Raw genomic sequence first — 17,715 nt, 5'->3', positions numbered from 1 at the left:
CCCGGAATGACGGTCTGTGTTAGTTGTTCGCTCGAGCAATCAGGAAAATGACCCATCCCGGCGAACAGTTTTATCCCGAGGGCGTGCGGTGGGACGACACCATCGTCCAGGGCACGCTGCCGGACCTTCTCGCCAAGGCCGCCGCCGATTACGGCCCGCGCACCGCGCTGGAATTCCGCGACCGGCCGATCAGCTACACCGAGCTCGCAAGCTTGGCCGATCGTGCCGCCGCAGCGTTCCTGCGCGCCGGCTGCGGCAAAGGCGCGTCGGTCGCGCTGTTCCTCGGCAACACGCCCGATCATCCCGTCAGCTTCTTCGGCGCGCTGAAGGCCGGGGGCCGCGTCGCGCATCTGTCGCCGCTCGACGGCGAGATCGCGCTGACGCACAAGATCACCGATTCCGGCTCGCGCCTGCTCGTCACCTCCAACCTCCAGGCCCTGCTGCCGACCGCGCTGAAATTCCTGGAGAAGGGCCTGATCGACACGCTGGTCGTCTGCGAGGACGATCATTGGGGCAAGGTCGGCACGCCGCAGGCGGCGATCCCCGACGATCCCCGCATCGTCACCTTCGCGGCTTTCGTCGAGGGCGCCACCGCGCCCGCGCAATGGCCTGTTGTCGCGGCCGACGACGTCGCGCTGCTGCAATATACCGGCGGCACCACCGGCCTGCCGAAGGGCGCGATGCTGAGCCACGGCAATCTCACCTCGGCGGTGTCGATCTACGACGTCTGGGGCAAGCCGGCCCGTGCCGCCCGCGGCGAGACAATCGAGCGCGTGATCTGCGTGCTGCCGCTGTTCCACATCTACGCGCTCACCGTGGTGCTGCTGTCCTCGCTCCGCCGCGGCAATCTGATCTCGCTGCATCAGCGCTTCGACGTCGAAGCCGTGATGCGCGACATCGAGGTCAAGCGTGCGACGTATTTCCCAGGCGTGCCGACGATGTGGATCGCGATCGCCGCGCTGCCCGATCTCGACAAACGCGACTTCTCCTCGCTGGTCACCATCGGCTCCGGCGGCGCGCCGCTGCCGGTGGAGATCGCCAGCTTCTTCGAGCGCAAGGTCGGCAAGAAGCTGAAGAGCGGCTGGGGCATGACCGAGACCTGCTCGCCCGGCACCGGCCATCCGCCCGAGGGCCCCGAGAAACCGGGCTCGATCGGCCTGACGCTGCCCGGCATCGAGCTCGACGTCGTCGCGCTCGACGATCCCAGACGCGTGCTGCCGCCGGGCGAAATCGGCGAGATCCGCATCAAGGGCCCGAACGTCACCAAGGGCTACTGGAACAAGCCGGAGGGATCGACCGAGGCCTTCGTCGATGGCCGCTTTCTCACCGGCGACATCGGCTATGTCGATGCCGACGGCTACTTCTTCCTGGTCGACCGCAAGAAGGACATGATCATCTCCGGCGGTTTCAACGTCTATCCGCAGATGATCGAGCAGGCGATCTACACCATCCCGGGCGTGCACGAGGTGATCGTGCTCGGCATTCCCGATCCCTATCGCGGCGAAGCCGCCAAGGCCTTCATCAAATTGAGGCCCGAGGCAAAGCCGTTCTCGCTCGAGGAGCTGCGCGCGCAGCTTGCCGGCAAGCTCGGCAAGCACGAATTGCCGGCCGCGGTCGAGTTCGTTGACGACCTGCCGCGCACGCCGGTCGGCAAATTGTCGCGCCACGAATTGCGCCAGCAGCAGAAACCATCGTCCGGGATTCGCGCTGCCGATGCCCCCGCAATGACGAAAATGAAGTAACGTTTCACAGGAGGATCCAATGGATCTCGCATTCACTAGAGAAGAGCAGGCGTTTCGCGACGAAGTGCGGCAGTTCTTCCGCGACAACGTGCCGCCGGATACGCGGCGCAAGCTGGTCGAGGGCCGTCACCTCTCCAAGGACGAGATGGTGACGTGGTGGCGCATCCTCAACAAGAAGGGCTGGGGCGTCAGCCATTGGCCGAAGGAATATGGCGGCACCGGCTGGACCAGCGTGCAGCACTACATCTTCAACGAGGAGCTGCAGTCCTATCCGGCGCCGCAGCCGCTCGCCTTCGGCGTCAGCATGGTCGGCCCCGTCATCTACACCTTCGGCAACGAGGAGCAGAAGAAGAAATATCTTCCGCGCATCGCCAATGTCGACGATTGGTGGTGCCAGGGTTTTTCCGAGCCCGGCTCCGGCTCCGACCTCGCCTCGCTCAAGACCAAGGCCGAGCGCCGTGGCGACAAATGGATCATCAACGGCCAGAAGACCTGGACCACGCTCGCCCAGCACGCCGACATGATCTTCTGCCTCTGCCGCACCGACAACAACGCCAAGAAGCAGATGGGCATCTCCTTCATCGTGTTCTCGATGAAGTCGAAGGGCGTCACCGTTCGCCCGATCCAGACCATCGACGGCGGCCGTGAGGTCAACGAGGTCTTCTTCGATGACGTCGAGGTTCCCTACGAGAACCTGATCGGCGAGGAGAACAAGGGTTGGGACTACGCCAAGTTCCTGCTCGGCAATGAGCGCACCGGCATCGCCCGCGTCGGCGTCTCCAAGGAGCGCATCCGCCGCATCAAGGATCTGGCCTCGAAGGTCGAATCCGCCGGCAAGCCGATCATCCAGGATCCCGCCTTCCGCGAGAAGCTGGCGGCCTGCGAGATCGAGCTGAAGGCGCTCGAGCTCACCCAGCTGCGCGTCGTCGCCGACGAAGGCAAGCACGGCAAGGGCAAGCCCAATCCGGCCTCCTCGGTGCTGAAGATCAAGGGCTCGGAGATCCAGCAGACCACCACCGAGCTGCTGATGGAAGTGATCGGCCCGTTCGCCGCGCCTTACGACGTGCACGGCGACGATGGCTCGAACGAAGCCATGGACTGGACCGCCCAGATCGCGCCGAGCTACTTCAACAACCGCAAGGTCTCGATCTACGGCGGCTCCAACGAGATCCAGCGCAACATCATCGCCAAGGCGGTGCTGGGGCTGTGATCTGCCACCTCTCCGCGACCGCGGGGAGGGCAATATTTCCACCGTCATTCCGGGGCGCGACGAAGTCGCGAACCCGGAATCCATCGGGCCCATACGCTGAGGCGAAATGGATTCCGGGCCTGGCCCTTCGGGCCATCCCGGAATGACGAAATCAAATAAGTCCGGGTACGAGGAACCAAAGAAATGGATTTTGATCTGTCCGAGGAGCAGCGGCTTCTCAAGGAAAGCATCGACGGCCTGCTGACCGATTCCTACGATTTCGAGCAGCGCAAGAAGTACATGGCGGAGAAGGGCGGCTGGAGCAAAACGGTCTGGCTCAAGCTCGCCGAGCAGGGCCTGCTCGGTCTGCCCTTCGCGGAGGCCGATGGCGGCTTCGGCGGCGGCGGCGTCGAGACCATGATCGTGATGGAAGCGCTCGGCAAGGCGCTGGTGCTGGAGCCGTATCTCGCCACCGTCGTGATCGGCGGCGGCTTCCTGCGTCATGCCGGCACCGATGCGCAGAAGGCCGCGCACGTGCCCGGCATCATCGACGGCAGCAAGACGTTTGCGTTCGCCCAGCTCGAGAAGAACTCGCGCTACGATCTGTTCGACGTCGTCACGACCGCGAAGAAGAAGGGCGACGCCTACGTGATCGACGGCGAGAAGTTCGTCGTGCTGAACGGCGAGAACGCGGACACCCTGATCGTCACCGCGCGCACCAAGGGCGACCGCCGCGACAAGTCAGGCATCGGCGTGTTTCTGGTTCCGGCCAATGCCAAGGGCGTCGCGAAAAAGTCCTATCCGACCCAGGACGGCCTGCACGCCGCCGACATCACCTTCACCGGTGTCGAGGTCGGTCCCGACGCCGTGCTCGGCAACCCCGAGGATTCGCTCGCGCTGATCGAGCGCGTGGTGGACGAAGCCCGCGTCGCGCTCTGCGCCGAGGCGGTCGGCCTGATGGACGAATCGCTCAAGACCACGGTCGAGTACATCAAGACGCGCAAGCAATTCGGCGTCGCGATCGGCTCGTTCCAGTCGCTGCAGCACCGCGCCTCCGACATGTTCGTCGCCACCGAGCAGGCGCGCTCGATGTCGATGTTCGCGACCATGGCGAACGACTTCGAGGACGCCAAGGAGCGCAGCAACGCGATCGCCGCGGCCAAGGTGCAGATCGGCAAGTCGCTGAAATTCGTCGGCCAGCAGTCGATCCAGCTCCACGGCGGCATCGGCATGACCATGGAGGCCAAGATCGGCCACTACTTCAAGCGCCTCACCATGATCGAGAACACCTTTGGCGACACCGACTACCACCAGCGCCGTGTCGCGGATGCGGGCGGGTTGATCTGAGTTGACCTAGACCACACGACGACTGTCATCCCGGGGCATCGCGCAGCGATGAACCCGGGATCCATCGGGCGGCAATACGCGCGGTGAAATGGATTCTCAGATGCGCAATTGCGCATCGTAGTTCGCGCTATGCGCGCCCCGGAATGACCAGGAGGAGGCAACAACAATGAAGAACACCCCGTTCGATCTCACCGGCAGGGTCGCCGTGGTCACCGGCTCCAGCCGCGGCATCGGCCGTTCCTCCGCCGAACTCCTCGCCAAGCTCGGCGCCAAGGTCGTGGTCTCCTCGCGCAAGGCGGAGGCCTGCAACGAGGTCGCCGACCGCATCAATGCGTCCGGCGGCGAGGCAATAGTCATCCCCTGCAACATCGCGCGCAAGAACGAGGTCGAGGCGCTGATCGCGGGCGCGACGAAGCATTACGGCAAGATCGACATTCTCGTCTGCAACGCTGCCGTGAATCCCTATTACGGCCCGCTGCTCGACATATCAGATGAAGCCTTCGACAAGATCATGGGCTCGAACGTCAAGAGCAACATCTGGCTCTCCGCGCTCGCGATCCCTGAGATGGCCGAGCGCGGCAAGGGCTCGGTGATCATCATCTCCTCGATCGGGGGCCTGCGCGGCTCCACCGTAATCGGCGCCTACGGCATCTCCAAGGCCGCAGACTTCGCGCTGTGCCGCTCGCTCGCCGGCGAATGGGGGCCGAAAGGCGTCCGCGTCAACTGCATCGCGCCCGGCCTCGTCAAGACCGACTTCGCCCGCGCCCTCTGGGAAGACGAAGCCAATCTGAAGCGCCGCACCGCCACCACGCCGCTCCGCCGCATCGGCGAACCCGACGAAATCGCCGGCGCCGTCGCCTACCTCGCCTCCGACGCCTCGAGCTTCATGACCGGCCAGACCATCGTCATCGACGGCGGCGTGACGACGGCGGCGGTGTAGGGTTCTTCCCCTCTCCCCTTGCGGGAGAGGGTGGCATAGGCGGCCTTCGGCCGCCGTTCTCAAGAACGCCGATGCTTCGCATCGGCTATGGCGAAGCGGCGAGACGGGTGAGGGGTATCCCTCCGCGTGTGACTCTTTTGCGGCTGTGTTCGCCGAAGCATACCCCTCATCCAGCGCCGTAGCCGAAGCCTTGCTTCGGCGTTCTTGAGAACGGCGGCCGACGGCCGCCTATGCCACCTTCTCCCACAAGGGGAGAAGGAAGAGCAGCGGCCCCCACTGATCCAAACCTTGACCTTGCCGCCCTAATCCGCTCCCTTTGGCGCGACACAATGACCCCTCCAGGGAAAAACGCCCAAAGAAAACGCCAAGGTAAGCCGCCATGTCTTTCGTCCTCGCCATCGACCAGGGCACCACCTCTTCGCGCGCGATCGTGTTTCGCGGCGATATTTCCATCGCGGCGAAGGCGCAGGCCGAGTTTCCGCAGCACTTTCCGGCCTCCGGCTGGGTCGAGCACGAGCCGGAGGACATCTGGACCTCGACCGTGATGGTCTGCCGCGAGGCGATCGAGCACGCCGGCATCAGCGCCAAGGATATCGCCGCGATCGGCATCACCAACCAGCGCGAGACCACGGTGGTGTGGGACCGCGCCACCGGCCAGGCCGTGCACCGCGCCATCGTCTGGCAGGACCGCCGCACCGCCGACATCTGCACCAAGCTCAAGGCAGAAGGCCGCGAGCCCGTGATCTCTGAGAAGACCGGCCTGATCATCGACCCCTATTTCTCCGGCACCAAAGTCGCATGGATCCTCGACCACGTCCCCGGCGCCCGGGCGCGCGCCGCGCGCGGCGAATTGATGTTCGGCACCATCGATTGCTATCTGCTCTGGCGCCTCACCGGCGGCAAGGTGCACGCCACCGACGCCACCAACGCCTCGCGCACGCTGCTGTTCAACATCCACACCGGCGCGTGGGACGACGAGCTCCTGGAGATCATCGGCGTGCCACGCTCGATGCTGCCCGAGGTGAAGGATTCCTCCGCCCGCTTCGGCGAGAGCACGCCGGACCTGTTCGGCGGCCCCATCGTCATCGCCGGCATCGCCGGCGACCAGCAGGCCGCCACCATCGGCCAGGCCTGCTTCCGCCCGGGCATGATGAAGTCGACCTACGGCACCGGCTGTTTCGCGCTGCTCAACACCGGCACCACGCCCGTCGTCTCCAAGAACAAGCTGCTCACCACCGTCGCCTATCAGCTCGATGGCAAACGCACCTACGCGCTGGAAGGCTCGATCTTCGTCGCCGGCTCCGCCGTGCAATGGCTGCGCGACGGCCTCGGCATCATCAAGCATGCCGCCGAAACCGGACCGCTTGCCGATCAGTCGGACTCCATGCAGAGCGTCTACCTGGTCCCCGCCTTCGTCGGCATGGGCGCGCCCTATTGGAATCCGCGCGTCCGCGGCGCGCTGTTCGGCCTCACCCGCAACACCGGCCCCGCCGAGCTCGCCCATGCCGCGCTGGAAAGCGTCTGCTACCAGACCTTCGATCTCTGGGCCGCAATGCGCGCGGACTGGCCGAGTTCGGAAACCGCAAGCGTCGTGCTCCGCGTCGACGGGGGCATGACCGCCTCCGACTGGACCATGCAGCGCCTCGCCGATCTCCTGGATGCGCCGGTCGACCGCCCGGTGATCCAGGAGACCACGGCGCTGGGCGCCGCCTACCTCGCTGGCCTCCAGGCGGGCGTTTATCCCGAGCCGACCAAGTTCGCCGACAATTGGCGCCTCGAGCACCGCTTCAAGCCCAACATGAGCCAGGCCACGCGCGAGCGGAAGCTCGCCGGCTGGGCGCGCGCGGTAAAGGGCGTGCTGGCGAGCGACGAGGGGGAGGGGTAGCGGCAAATGTCGTAGCCCGGATGGAGCGCAGCGTAATCCGGGTCCGCTGTCGATGGTGGCACAAATCCCGGATTGCGCTGCGCTCCATCCGGGCTACACCACCGCCTCTACACCGTCATTGCGAGGAGCTCTTGCGACGAAGCAATCCAGACTGCCTCTGCGGAAAGATCCTGGATTGCTTCGCTGCGCTCGCAATGACGGAGTGTGGCGCTGCTGTGGTGCCTCAAACGGCGCCGCCCGCTAATCGCTAACAAAAGAAGAAACGAAGCATGATCGTCCCCGACGGCTATTCCGACGTCCCGAACGGCAAGATCGCCGCAATCGTCACCCATCTGGAGATGACTGCACCGCCCGCGCGCCGCGATGATCCGCCCGGCGCCTGGACCTTGCGCAAGGTCGATGCCCCCGCGCTTCCCTGGTACCGCGATCTCTTCCGCCGCGTCGGCGAGGGCTGGCTGTGGTTCTCGCGCGCGCGCATGACCGACGCCGAGCTCGCCGCGATCATCCATGCGCCTGGAATCGAGGTCTATGCCCTCGTCCTCGACGGCCGAGACGAAGGCCTGCTCGAGCTCGACTTCCGCGAGCCCGGCCAGTGCGAGCTGACTTATTTCGGCGTCACGTCTAGCTTGATCGGCACCGGCGCCGCCCGCTTCCTGATGAACCGCGCGCTGGAGCGCGCCTGGTCACACGACGTCCGCCGCGTCTGGGTCCATACCTGCACCCTCGACCATCCCGCCGCCGTCGCCTTCTACCAGCGCTCCGGCTTCCGCCCCTTCCGCCGCCAGATCGAAATCGCCGATGATCCGCGCCTCGACGGTACGGCACCGCGCGATGCAGCGAAGCATGTGCCGATCATCGAATAGTGCGCGGCTGCCTCCTCACCGTCATTGCGAGGAGCCCTTGCGACGAAGCAATCCAGAATGTCTGTACGGAGAGATTCTGGATCGCTCCGCTGCGCTAAGGACGGAGTGCTGCGCTGCTGTCAATCTTCCAATTGGCGGCCGTGGATGGGGTAACGGGCCGACCCATTCGGATTGTGCGCTACGGACTACTGGATTGCACCAGCACTCGGCTCCGGAAGGTCATAGGAAACAAGACACCATAATCGCTCCGGAAGCGGCTGCACGGGAGGAGCCTGAAGCTCTCCGTAGCTGGAAAGCAGTGGGAGGCTAGGCACCCAGCGATGGATGACGAATACCACGCGATATTGCTTCGCCGCAGGCAGCCTTTGCTTGTAGTCGGTCTCAATCTCCGTCTCGCCGTCTGCCGTCAGGAACATCTCGTTCCACGCCATCTCCGAGTGGTCCTTGGGGTTGGACGGGTCAATCTGAGCAAAGTCATGGGGATTAAATCGTGGGTCCGGATTCTTCACCAGCACCTCGAGAACCGCGGCGTCGTCCATATAGAAACGCAGCTCGCCTTCCCAATCCTGCCGCTCTTCAGGAGTCAACGGCACGATCTCGTCACCCCTGCCGCCGTTACGGAGGATATCCTTAACTTCTTCGCTGAAATTAGGCGGATCGTGGGAATCGATCAGCTCCCGGATGAAGCGCGCATAGGCGGCCTTGTCCGCGCTGAACGAGTAGACGCCCAAGATACTGAGCGATGGCTTCTGGTCGGCATTCTTGTCGTTCTGGTCGAGCTTCCTCAAAACACCTCCTGCCTCCCCCTTGCCAGCGAAAACCCCCGCTGCATCGCATTGAAGCACGTCAATCCCGTCTGCTCCGACCGGCAGGTGAATCCCCCGCGCTGCCACACCTCGCCATAGGCCAGCACCGGCAGCGAGGGGTCCATCACGGTGTCGCCGGCGCAGATACGGCCGGCAGTGCCCTTCGCGCTCATCTCGAAGGCGTGGCCCCAGTCGAGCTCGCAATCGGCGGGCCGGCGCGGGCGCGCGTCCATGTTCATGATGTCGCAGCGGAGACGCCCTGACCGTTGTCGGTGAAGAACTGGCAGGCGATGTTCTTCGACGGTGTCAGAAAGCCGATCGGGCGCTCCTGGGATTGGGCGGCGCCGATCATCGGCAGCAGGATCGCCATCAGGATCAGTCCGCGCCGTGCCGTCATGTCATTCCCGCTCAGCTCTCGAAATTCACCGCCGTCGTGTTTGCCCCGCAGACCAGAACTGCGACGCGCTCGGTAGGTGAGGGACGATAGCGGCCGGAGAGCACCGCGGCAAATGCAGCTGCGCCGCCGGGCTCGGCCACGAGGCGCAAGTGCGACCACAGCGCGGCCTGGGCCTGCCGGATCGCATCGTCGCTGACCAGAACGACGCGCTCGACATGGGCCCGCGCGACCGGAAACATCAGCTCGCCGACGCGCCGCGGCGCCAGGCTGTCGGCGGCGATGCCACCGGCCGGCGCATCGACCGGCGCGCCCGCCTCGAACGCTTTGTGAAGGGTCGGCGATTGCTCCGGCTCGACCGCGACGATGCGTGTCCGGCCGCCGTACCACGCCGCAATGCCGCCGATCAGCCCGCCGCCGCCGACCGCCACCAGCAGCGTGTCGATGCCGGGCGCATCCTGCTCAAGCTCCAGCCCGACGCTGCCCTGGCCGAGCAGGGTTTCGGCTTGATCGTAGGCATGGACGGCCAGCGCGCCGGTCTGCGCGACATGCGCCTCGCTCGCGGCGAGCGCATCGGCGTAGCGGCTGCCGGCGATCACGAGCTTTGCGCCATAGGTCCTGATCAGCTCGGCCTTGGCCGGCGAGGTGATGTCGGGCACGAAGATCGTGGCGGGAATGCCGAGCCGATGCGCGGCATAGGCAACGGCGGCGCCGTGATTGCCGCCGGATGCGGCGACCACACCGGCCTGCGGCACCTGCTGCAGCAGCAGATTGGCGAAGGCGCCGCGCGCCTTGAACGATCCGGAATGCTGCAGCATCTCGAGCTTGAACGTGACCGGCGCGGCCGGCAGGCCGAAATCGGCGAGGTCGGCCTGAACAAGCGGCGTGCGCCTGATATGCGGACGGATGACCGGCTCGGTCGCCGCAATCCGCTCCCGTGTGATGTCCATTGTCGCTGTCATGATGCCGTCCAGGATAACCCAACTGAGAGTTGACATCAATTAGGTAATTAGCAAAATGGCTAAATGAAATTTGCCGTCGCCCTGCGCGCGCTCGCTAACGAACGCCGCCTGCAGATCCTGGAATGGCTGCGGGATCCGCGGAAGCATTTTCGCGAGCAGGAAGACGGCGACCTGGTCGAGGACGGTGTCTGCGGATTGCTGATCGCCGAAAAGCTCGGGGTCAGCGCGCCGACATTGAGCGAGCACATGCGGGTGCTGACGGCAGCCAAGCTGGTGCGCGCCAAGCGGATCAAGCAGTGGACGATGTACAAGCGCAACGAGACCGCCATTGCCGCGATCAAGCGCTCGATCCAGGACGGCCTTTGAGCGTGGTGCGCGGTGAGGCCGTCGCGGGTCGTTGCAGCCGGCGCAATGCTCCGTTTCCGAGATATTTGTTGCGCCGCGCCGAGCTGGTCGTGGAGACTGATCGGCCCTGCCTTGTTCAATGATAGAGAAGAGCGAGAACCATGTTCCTGATCGGCCAATATGATTCCCCCTTCGTCCGCCGCGTCGCGATTGCGCTCCGGCTTTACGGGCTCGCCTTCGAGCACAGGCCATGGTCGACCTTCGGCGATGCCGACAAGATCGCGCCGTACAATCCGCTCCGCCGCGTGCCGACCTTGGTGCTCGACGACGGTGAGGCTTTGATCGAGAGCACGATCATCCTCGATTATCTCGATGACCTCGTCGGCGCGGACAGGGCCATGCTGCCGCGCGGCGGCACCGAGCGGCGCAAGCATTTGCGCATCTGCGCGCTCGCTTCCGGCCTCGGCGACAAGGCGGTGAGCCTGCTCTACGAGCGCGTGCTGCGGAAGGAGCAGCTCGCGCTGTGGGTCGAGCGTTGCCAGGCGCAGATCGCGGACGTGCTGAAAGTGCTCGAGGCCGAGCGCGCCAAGGTGACGACGCCGTACTGGCTGGGTGACCGCATCGGCCACGCCGACGTTGCCGTCGCCTGTGTCGTCCGCTTCACCCGCGAAGCGCATCCGCAGCTGTTTGATGCCGCGCGCTATCCGGCGCTCGCGGCCCATAGCGAGCGTTGCGAGGCACTGGCGCCGTTCAAGGAGATCGTGCAGCCGCTGTCCCCGCCGAAGGGGTGAAGCGCTCTGTCATTCCGGGGCGCGCGAAGCGCGAGCCCGGAATCCGTGCAGCGGATGATGTGGAGCAATGGATTCCGGGCTCGCGCCAAGAGGCGCGCCCCGGAATGACAGCGCGGGGCCTGGCGAGAGTATCGGACGGCCACCGCAGTCGATGATGCAATAATACCCCTGTTTTGCCCGACGCCGCAACCGTGTTTTCGGCAAGTCAGAAAACGTCAAGCCTTCTCAACCCCATCGCTACTGTGCATGGGGTTGTTTTTCACGTTTGTGTTTCGGCGGCGTCTACCCCGCGCCGGCGCGCTTCTTCTGCCAGACCAAGTGCACCGCGCAGGTGCAGCCCGGCGGATGCGAGGCGAGGTCTTTCGGCATTTCGTCGTTCGCCGGCGTGGCGGCGAAGGGCTTGTCCTGCGACGGGATGTAGTTCAGCACCGGCGCGAGCCAGCGCTCGGCTTCGGCCACGCTCATGCCCTTGCGCGCGGCGTAGTCCTCGACCTGGTCGCGCTCGATCTTGCCGACGCCGAAATAATAGCTTTCGGGGCTGGCAAAATAGAGCCCGGAGACCGACGAGCCCGGCCACATCGCAAAGCTCTCGGTCAGCTTCACGCCGGCGGTGGCTTCAGCATCGAGCAACTCGAACAGCGTCGCCTTCTCGGTGTGATCAGGCTGCGCGGGATAGCCGGGCGCGGGGCGAATCCCGGAGTACTTCTCCAGGATCAGCTCCTCGTTGGAGAGCGCCTCGCTAGGTGCATAGGCCCAGAACTCGCGGCGGACGCGGGCGTGCATGCGTTCGGCAAAGGCCTCGGCGAGGCGGTCGGCCAGCGCCTTGCACAGGATCGAGGAGTAGTCGTCGTTCGCCATCTTGAAGCGGTCGGCCACGGCATCCTCGCCGATCCCTGCGGTGACGACGAAGCCGCCGATGTAATCGGGCACACCGGCAGGCGCGATGAAGTCGGACAGTGCGGCGTTGAAGCGGCCCTCGCGCTTCTCCAGCTGCTGGCGCAGCGTGTGCAGCGTCGCGATGCTCTTGGTCCTGTTATCGTCGGCATAGAGCACGATGTCGTCGCCTTGCGCGTTCGCCGGCCAGAAGCCGATCGTCGCCCGCGCCCGGAACCACTTCTCCTTGACGATCGTGTCGAGCATCTTGCGCGCATCGTCATAGAGCGAGCGCGCGACCTCGCCGACCTTGGAATCGTCGAGGATGGCGGGGAAGCGTCCGGCGAGCTCCCAGGTCTGGAAGAACGGCGTCCAGTCGATATAGGGCACGAGCTCGGCGAGGTCGTAGTCGTCAAAGCTCCTAATACCGAGGAAAGTCGGCTTCACCGGCTTGCTCTTGGCAAAATCGACTGGCACGCGGTTGGCGCGCGCGTCAGCCAGCTTCAGCCGCTTCTTGTCGGCCTGCGCGCGCAGATGCGCCTCCGAGATCTTGGCGTATTCGGCCCGCACCTCGGCCGCATAGGCCTCGCGCTTCTCCGGCGACAGCAGCGCGGAGGCGACGCCGACCGCGCGGCTGGCGTCGTTCACATGCACGACGGGACCGGCGCGATAGCTCGGGTCGATCTTGACGGCCGTATGCACGCGGCTGGTGGTGGCGCCGCCGATCAGGAGCGGCAGCCTCAAGCCTTCGCGTTGCAATTCGCCGGCGAAGAACGCCATCTCGTCGAGCGAGGGCGTGATCAGGCCTGACAGCCCGACGATGTCGGCCTTCTCCGCCTTCACCGTCTCGACGATCTTGGCGGCCGGCACCATCACGCCGAGATCGATGACCTCGAAATTGTTGCACTGGAGCACGATGCCGACGATGTTCTTGCCGATGTCGTGGACGTCGCCCTTGACCGTCGCGAGCACGATCTTGCCGGCGGACGAGGAGCCCTCGGTGCCGATGCCGCTCGCAAGGTTGCGCGCCTTCTCCTCCTCCATGAACGGCATGAGGTAAGCGACGGCCTGCTTCATCACGCGCGCGGACTTCACCACCTGCGGCAAAAACATCTTGCCGTCGCCGAAGAGATCGCCGACGACGTTCATGCCGGCCATCAGCGGGCCCTCGATGACGTCGAGCGGGCGCGAGGATTTCTTGCGGGCTTCTTCAGTGTCCTGCTCGATGAACTCGGTGATGCCGTGCACCAGCGAATGCGACAGCCGCTTCTCCACCGGCCATTCGCGCCAGGCGAGATCGGCTTCCTTGCTTTCCGTCTTCTTGCCGCGGAATTTCTCGGCGAGCGCGAGCAGCCGCTCGGAGGCGCCCGGATCGCGGTTGAGGACGACGTCCTCGCACACTTGCCGCAGCTCGGGATCGATGTCGTCATAGACGATCATCTGACCGGCATTGACGATGCCCATATCCATGCCGGCCTTGATGGCGTGATACAGGAACACCGAGTGCATCGCCTCGCGCACCGGCTCGTTGCCGCGGAACGAGAACGACAAATTGGAGACGCCGCCCGAGACATGCGCGCCCGGCAGGTTCTGCCGGATCCAGCGCGTCGCCTCGATGAAGTCGACGCCGTAATTGTTGTGCTCCTCGAGGCCGGTCGCGATCGCGAAGATGTTCGGATCGAAGATGATGTCTTCCGGCGGGAAGTCGACCTTGTTCACCAGGATGTCGTAGGCGCGCTTGCAGATCTCGGTCTTGCGCGCGAACGTGTCGGCCTGGCCGACCTCGTCGAACGCCATGACCACCACAGCCGCGCCGTGGCGGCGGGCGATCTTGGCCTCAAGGATGAACTTCTCCTCGCCTTCCTTCATCGAGATCGAGTTGACGACCGGCTTGCCCTGCACGCATTTCAGGCCGGCCTCGATCACCGAGAATTTCGAGGAATCGACCATCACAGGCACGCGCGCGATGTCGGGCTCGGCGGCGAGGAGATTGAGGAACGTCACCATCGCCGCTTCGGAATCGAGCAGGCCCTCGTCCATGTTGACGTCGATGATCTGGGCGCCGTTCTCGACCTGATCGCGCGCGACCTGGAGCGCGGCGGTGTAGTCGCCAGCGGTGATCAGCTTGCGGAAGCGGGCCGAGCCGGTGACGTTGGTGCGTTCGCCGACGTTGACGAAGGGGATCGCGTCGGTCAGCACGAACGGCTCGAGTCCGGAAAGCCGCAGGCGCGGGGTGATCTCCGGCACGATGCGCGGCTTGTGCGGGGCCACTGCCGCAGCAATCGCCGCGATATGGTCCGGGGTCGTACCGCAGCAGCCGCCGACGATGTTGACGAGCCCGTCGCGCGCGAACTCGCCGATCAGCCGCGCCATGTATTCGGGCGTTTCGTCATACTGGCCAAACTCGTTCGGCAAGCCGGCATTGGGATAGGCGCAAACCAGCGTGTCGGCGACGCGGCCGATATCGGCGATATGCGCGCGCAGGTCTTCGGCGCCGAGCGCGCAGTTGAAGCCGATGGTAACGGGCTTGGCGTGCCGCACCGAATTCCAGAAAGCTTCCGGCATCTGGCCCGACAGCAGGCGGCCGGACTTGTCGGTGATGGTGCCCGACACCATCACGGGAACGTCGATGCCGCGCTCTTCGGTGATCTCGGCGATCGCATAGAGCGCCGCCTTGGCGTTGAGCGTGTCGAAGATGGTCTCGACCAGCAGGAGATCGACGCCGCCGTCGATCAGGCCGCGGATCTGCTCGCCATAGGACTTGCGCAGATCGTCGAACGTGACGGCGCGGTAGCCCGGATTGGAAACATCGGGCGAGATCGAGGCCGTGCGGTTGGTGGGGCCGATGGCGCCGGCGACGAAGCGCGGCTTGCCGTCCTCGGCTTCGACGCGCCGTGCGGCATTGCCGGCGAGGCGGGCGCCTTCACGCGCCATCTCGTAGACGATGTCGGTGAGGTCGTAATCGGCCTGCGCGATCGAGGTCGTCGAGAACGTATTGGTCGCGACGATGTCGGCGCCGGCGCGCAAATAGGCGGCGTGGATGTCCTCGATCGCCTGCGGCTGGGTCAGGATCAACAAATCGTTGTTGCCGCGCAGGTCGCGATGGAAGTTCTTGAAGCGCTCGCCGCGGAAGGCTTTCTCGTCGAGCTGCAGGTTCTGAATCATCGTGCCCATGGCGCCGTCGAGCACCAGGATGCGCTCGCGCGCGGCGTTCAGAAGGGCAGTTCGCTTCGGAGAGACGGTCACGGTCATGTTCTCTTACGCCGCCTTCTGCGCGCTCTTGGCGCGAATGCCGAGCAAATGGCTGATCGCGAACACGAGATCGGCGCGGTTCATGGTGTAGAAATGGAAGGTGTCGACGCCGTGCTTGGCGAGCTTCTGCACCTGGCCGGCCGCAACGGTCGCGGCCACCAGCTTGCGCGTTTCGGCATCGTCATCGAGCCCTTCGAACTTCGCCGCGAACCAGTCGGGCACCGTGGTGCCGGCACGGGTTACGAAATTGCGCGCCTGCTTGAAGTTGTGCATGGGCATGATGCCCGGCACTACGGGGATGTCGATGCCGCGCGCACGCACGCGGTCGAGATAGCGGAAGTAGAGATCGTTGTCGAAGAACACCTGCGTGATCGCGCGCGTCGCGCCCGCATCGACCTTCGCCTTGAGCGTGTCGATATCGGCATCGAAGTCGCGCGCTTCGGGGTGCTTCTCGGGGTAGGCAGAGACCGAGACCTCGATGTCGCCGTGCCGCTTCTTGATGCCGGCGACGAGCTCGGCCGAGCTCTGATAACCCTCGGGATGGCTCGAATAGGGCGTGCCGATGCCGCCGACGGGATCGCCGCGCAAGGCCACGATGTGGCGGACGCCGACCTCGTGATAGCGGTCGACGATCTCGTCGATCTCGCCGCGCGAAGCGCCGACGCAGGTCAGATGCGCCGCCGGCAGCAGCGCGGTCTCTTTCAGGATGCGCGTGATGGTCGAATGGGTGCGCTCGCGGGTCGAGCCGCCGGCGCCATAGGTCACCGAGACGAACTTCGGCTCGAGCGGGGCCAGCCGGTTGATGGTCTCCCAGAGATTGCGCTCCATCTCTTCCGTCTTCGGCGGAAAGAACTCGAAGGAGATCGCGGGCCGCTTCAGGTGCCTGTCCTGCCGGTCGGCTGTCGCAGGCGTCGTCAGGTCAGTCATGGCGCCACTCACTCCAATGTCAGGCCGGCAATCGGGGTCTAGCCTCGGAGAGCTAAAATACGGCAAAGGCCCCTTGATCGACAGCCCATCATGCATGGGAAGTTGCCCATTCAGGCGCATTTAGATGGGTCATTCTTGCGAATCATGTTTTGGGTGGGAAGCGCGCTGCATGACATAATGTGTTGAATTTTCAGATATTATCTTTCGTAAGCCATCTTTTATGAACGATTTTCTTGGTGGGCAGATGAGAATCGTCTGCAAAGTAGCGGCGGTTGTCCCAACTCCAGCCGCTGGCGTGCCAGCCCGTCCGTACACGTCAGGCCTGCGCAGCCTGCCCATTGTCGCCGCGACCGCCTCCATTAGGTTAAGCCGCCATGATCCCGCTCTCCGTCCTCGACCTCTCCGTCGTCACATCAGGCACCAAGCCCGCCGCGGCGCTGCGCAACAGCATCGATTTGGCGCGTCACGTCGATGGCCTCGGCTATGTCCGCTACTGGCTCGCCGAGCATCACAATCTCGCCTCCGTCGCGAGCCCCGCGCCCGACCTGATGATCGGCCAGATCGCGGCGGTGACGAAGCACCTCCGCGTCGGTTCCGGCGGGGTGATGCTGCCCAACCATGCGCCGCTGGTCGTCGCTGAGCGCTTCAAGATGCTGGAGGCGCTATTTCCGGGCCGGATCGATCTCGGTCTCGGCCGCGCGCCGGGCACCGATGGTGCGACGGCTTACGCGCTCAGGAGCCGGCTCGACCGCCGCGAGGGCGACGATTTCCTGGAGCGGCTGCACGAGTTGATCCTGTGGGAGACCCGCGAATTCCCCGCGGGGCACCCCTACAACAACGTCGTCGCAATGCCCGACGACACCAGACTGCCGCCTATCTGGCTGCTCGGCTCCAGCGATTATTCCTCGGAATTGGCCGCCCAGGTCGGCATGGGCTTCGCCTTCGCCCATCATTTCGCGTCCCACGACGCGATCGATGCGATGGTGCATTACCGCAATCGCTTTCAACCCTCGGCCTGGCGTGCGAGCCCACATGCCATTCTCGCGGTCGCCGTCATTGCGGCCGATACCGACGAGGAGGCCGAAAGGCTCGCCTCGTCCTTCGACCTCAACCGTCTTCGCCGCGACCGCGGTCAATATCTGCCGCTGCCGAGCGTCGAGGAGGCGATGGCCTATCCGTATACGGACGCCGAGCGCACCTCGATCCTGCGCAACCGCTCGCGCCTGTTCGTCGGCAGTCCCGCGACGGTGCAGAAGAAGCTGCAGCCGCTGATCTACGCAAGCAAGCCGGACGAGCTGATGGTGATCACGGCGGTGTATGACCACGCGGCGCGAAAGAAGTCGTATTCGCTGCTGGCGGAGGCATTCGGGCTCAGAGCGGCGGGGTAGCTTACCCTCCC

General features: G+C 64.9%; 15 protein-coding genes. 9 read left to right on the top strand and 6 right to left on the bottom strand.

Annotated features, from left to right (window positions below):
* The first annotated feature begins 47 nt into the window (after positions 1-47).
* From pimA to I6F28_RS04245, 6 genes are all read left to right on the top strand, one after another.
* Positions 48-1,742 carry a dicarboxylate--CoA ligase PimA gene (pimA, locus tag I6F28_RS04270; RefSeq protein ID WP_225139332.1) on the top strand — a complete coding sequence of 565 codons (1,695 nt, stop codon included), beginning with the start codon at positions 48-50 and terminating at the stop codon, positions 1,740-1,742.
* A gap of 19 nt (positions 1,743-1,761) precedes the next feature.
* On the top strand, positions 1,762-2,952 hold the full coding sequence (gene pimC / locus I6F28_RS04265) for a pimeloyl-CoA dehydrogenase large subunit (RefSeq protein WP_035997966.1): 1,191 nt from the start codon (positions 1,762-1,764) through the stop codon (positions 2,950-2,952).
* A gap of 183 nt (positions 2,953-3,135) precedes the next feature.
* Entirely contained in the window at positions 3,136-4,278 is a 1,143-nt protein-coding gene (gene pimD / locus I6F28_RS04260; RefSeq protein WP_225139331.1) for a pimeloyl-CoA dehydrogenase small subunit, read from the top strand.
* A 166-nt stretch (positions 4,279-4,444) separates the two neighbouring features.
* Entirely contained in the window at positions 4,445-5,218 is a 774-nt protein-coding gene (locus I6F28_RS04255) for an SDR family NAD(P)-dependent oxidoreductase (protein ID WP_225139330.1), read from the top strand.
* 379 nt (positions 5,219-5,597) lie between these two features.
* Positions 5,598-7,103, top strand: a complete 1,506-nt coding sequence (gene glpK, locus I6F28_RS04250; RefSeq protein ID WP_225139329.1) for a glycerol kinase GlpK — start codon at positions 5,598-5,600, stop codon at positions 7,101-7,103.
* A 269-nt stretch (positions 7,104-7,372) separates the two neighbouring features.
* Positions 7,373-7,966 (top strand): GNAT family N-acetyltransferase, encoded by a 594-nt coding sequence (locus I6F28_RS04245; RefSeq protein ID WP_109142414.1) that lies wholly within the window; start codon positions 7,373-7,375, stop codon positions 7,964-7,966.
* A 185-nt stretch (positions 7,967-8,151) separates the two neighbouring features.
* On the opposite strand, the gene I6F28_RS04240 is transcribed toward I6F28_RS04245, so the two are convergent.
* The 4 genes from I6F28_RS04240 to I6F28_RS04225 are packed head-to-tail and all read right to left on the bottom strand — an operon-like array spanning position 8,152 to position 10,164.
* Positions 8,152-8,754: a hypothetical protein gene (locus I6F28_RS04240; RefSeq protein ID WP_225139328.1), complete on the bottom strand. Its 603-nt coding sequence runs from the start codon at positions 8,752-8,754 to the stop codon at positions 8,152-8,154.
* Positions 8,751-9,011: a DUF6636 domain-containing protein gene (locus I6F28_RS04235; RefSeq protein ID WP_225139327.1), complete on the bottom strand. Its 261-nt coding sequence runs from the start codon at positions 9,009-9,011 to the stop codon at positions 8,751-8,753. The genes I6F28_RS04240 and I6F28_RS04235 overlap by 4 nt, the downstream gene beginning before the upstream one ends.
* A complete protein-coding gene (locus tag I6F28_RS04230; RefSeq protein ID WP_225139326.1) occupies positions 9,008-9,169 on the bottom strand; it encodes a hypothetical protein in 162 nt (53 codons plus the stop codon). The genes I6F28_RS04235 and I6F28_RS04230 overlap by 4 nt, the downstream gene beginning before the upstream one ends.
* 11 nt (positions 9,170-9,180) lie before the next feature.
* Complete coding sequence (locus I6F28_RS04225; protein ID WP_225139325.1) at positions 9,181-10,164, bottom strand: threonine/serine dehydratase; 984 nt, start codon at positions 10,162-10,164, stop codon at positions 9,181-9,183.
* A gap of 27 nt (positions 10,165-10,191) precedes the next feature.
* Between I6F28_RS04225 and I6F28_RS04220 the strand changes: the two genes are divergently transcribed.
* Complete coding sequence (locus I6F28_RS04220; protein WP_036021541.1) at positions 10,192-10,494, top strand: ArsR/SmtB family transcription factor; 303 nt, start codon at positions 10,192-10,194, stop codon at positions 10,492-10,494.
* 140 nt (positions 10,495-10,634) lie between these two features.
* Positions 10,635-11,264: a glutathione S-transferase family protein gene (locus I6F28_RS04215; protein WP_225126436.1), complete on the top strand. Its 630-nt coding sequence runs from the start codon at positions 10,635-10,637 to the stop codon at positions 11,262-11,264.
* 282 nt (positions 11,265-11,546) lie between these two features.
* On the opposite strand, the gene metH is transcribed toward I6F28_RS04215, so the two are convergent.
* Both metH and metF read right to left on the bottom strand, forming a co-directional pair.
* Positions 11,547-15,389: a methionine synthase gene (gene metH / locus I6F28_RS04210; RefSeq protein ID WP_225139324.1), complete on the bottom strand. Its 3,843-nt coding sequence runs from the start codon at positions 15,387-15,389 to the stop codon at positions 11,547-11,549.
* A gap of 6 nt (positions 15,390-15,395) precedes the next feature.
* Positions 15,396-16,316 carry a methylenetetrahydrofolate reductase [NAD(P)H] gene (gene metF / locus I6F28_RS04205; protein WP_225139323.1) on the bottom strand — a complete coding sequence of 307 codons (921 nt, stop codon included), beginning with the start codon at positions 16,314-16,316 and terminating at the stop codon, positions 15,396-15,398.
* A gap of 374 nt (positions 16,317-16,690) precedes the next feature.
* Between metF and I6F28_RS04200 the strand changes: the two genes are divergently transcribed.
* The gene (locus tag I6F28_RS04200; protein WP_036021573.1) at positions 16,691-17,704 is read left to right on the top strand and encodes an LLM class flavin-dependent oxidoreductase; all 1,014 of its coding nucleotides are present in this window, start codon (positions 16,691-16,693) and stop codon (positions 17,702-17,704) included.
* Positions 17,705-17,715: the final 11 nt, after the last annotated feature.

The organism is Bradyrhizobium sp. NBAIM14 (assembly GCF_020193895.1).
Classification (GTDB): Bacteria; Pseudomonadota; Alphaproteobacteria; order Rhizobiales; family Xanthobacteraceae; genus Bradyrhizobium; species Bradyrhizobium yuanmingense.
This window is presented reverse-complemented; position numbering and strand designations above follow the sequence as displayed.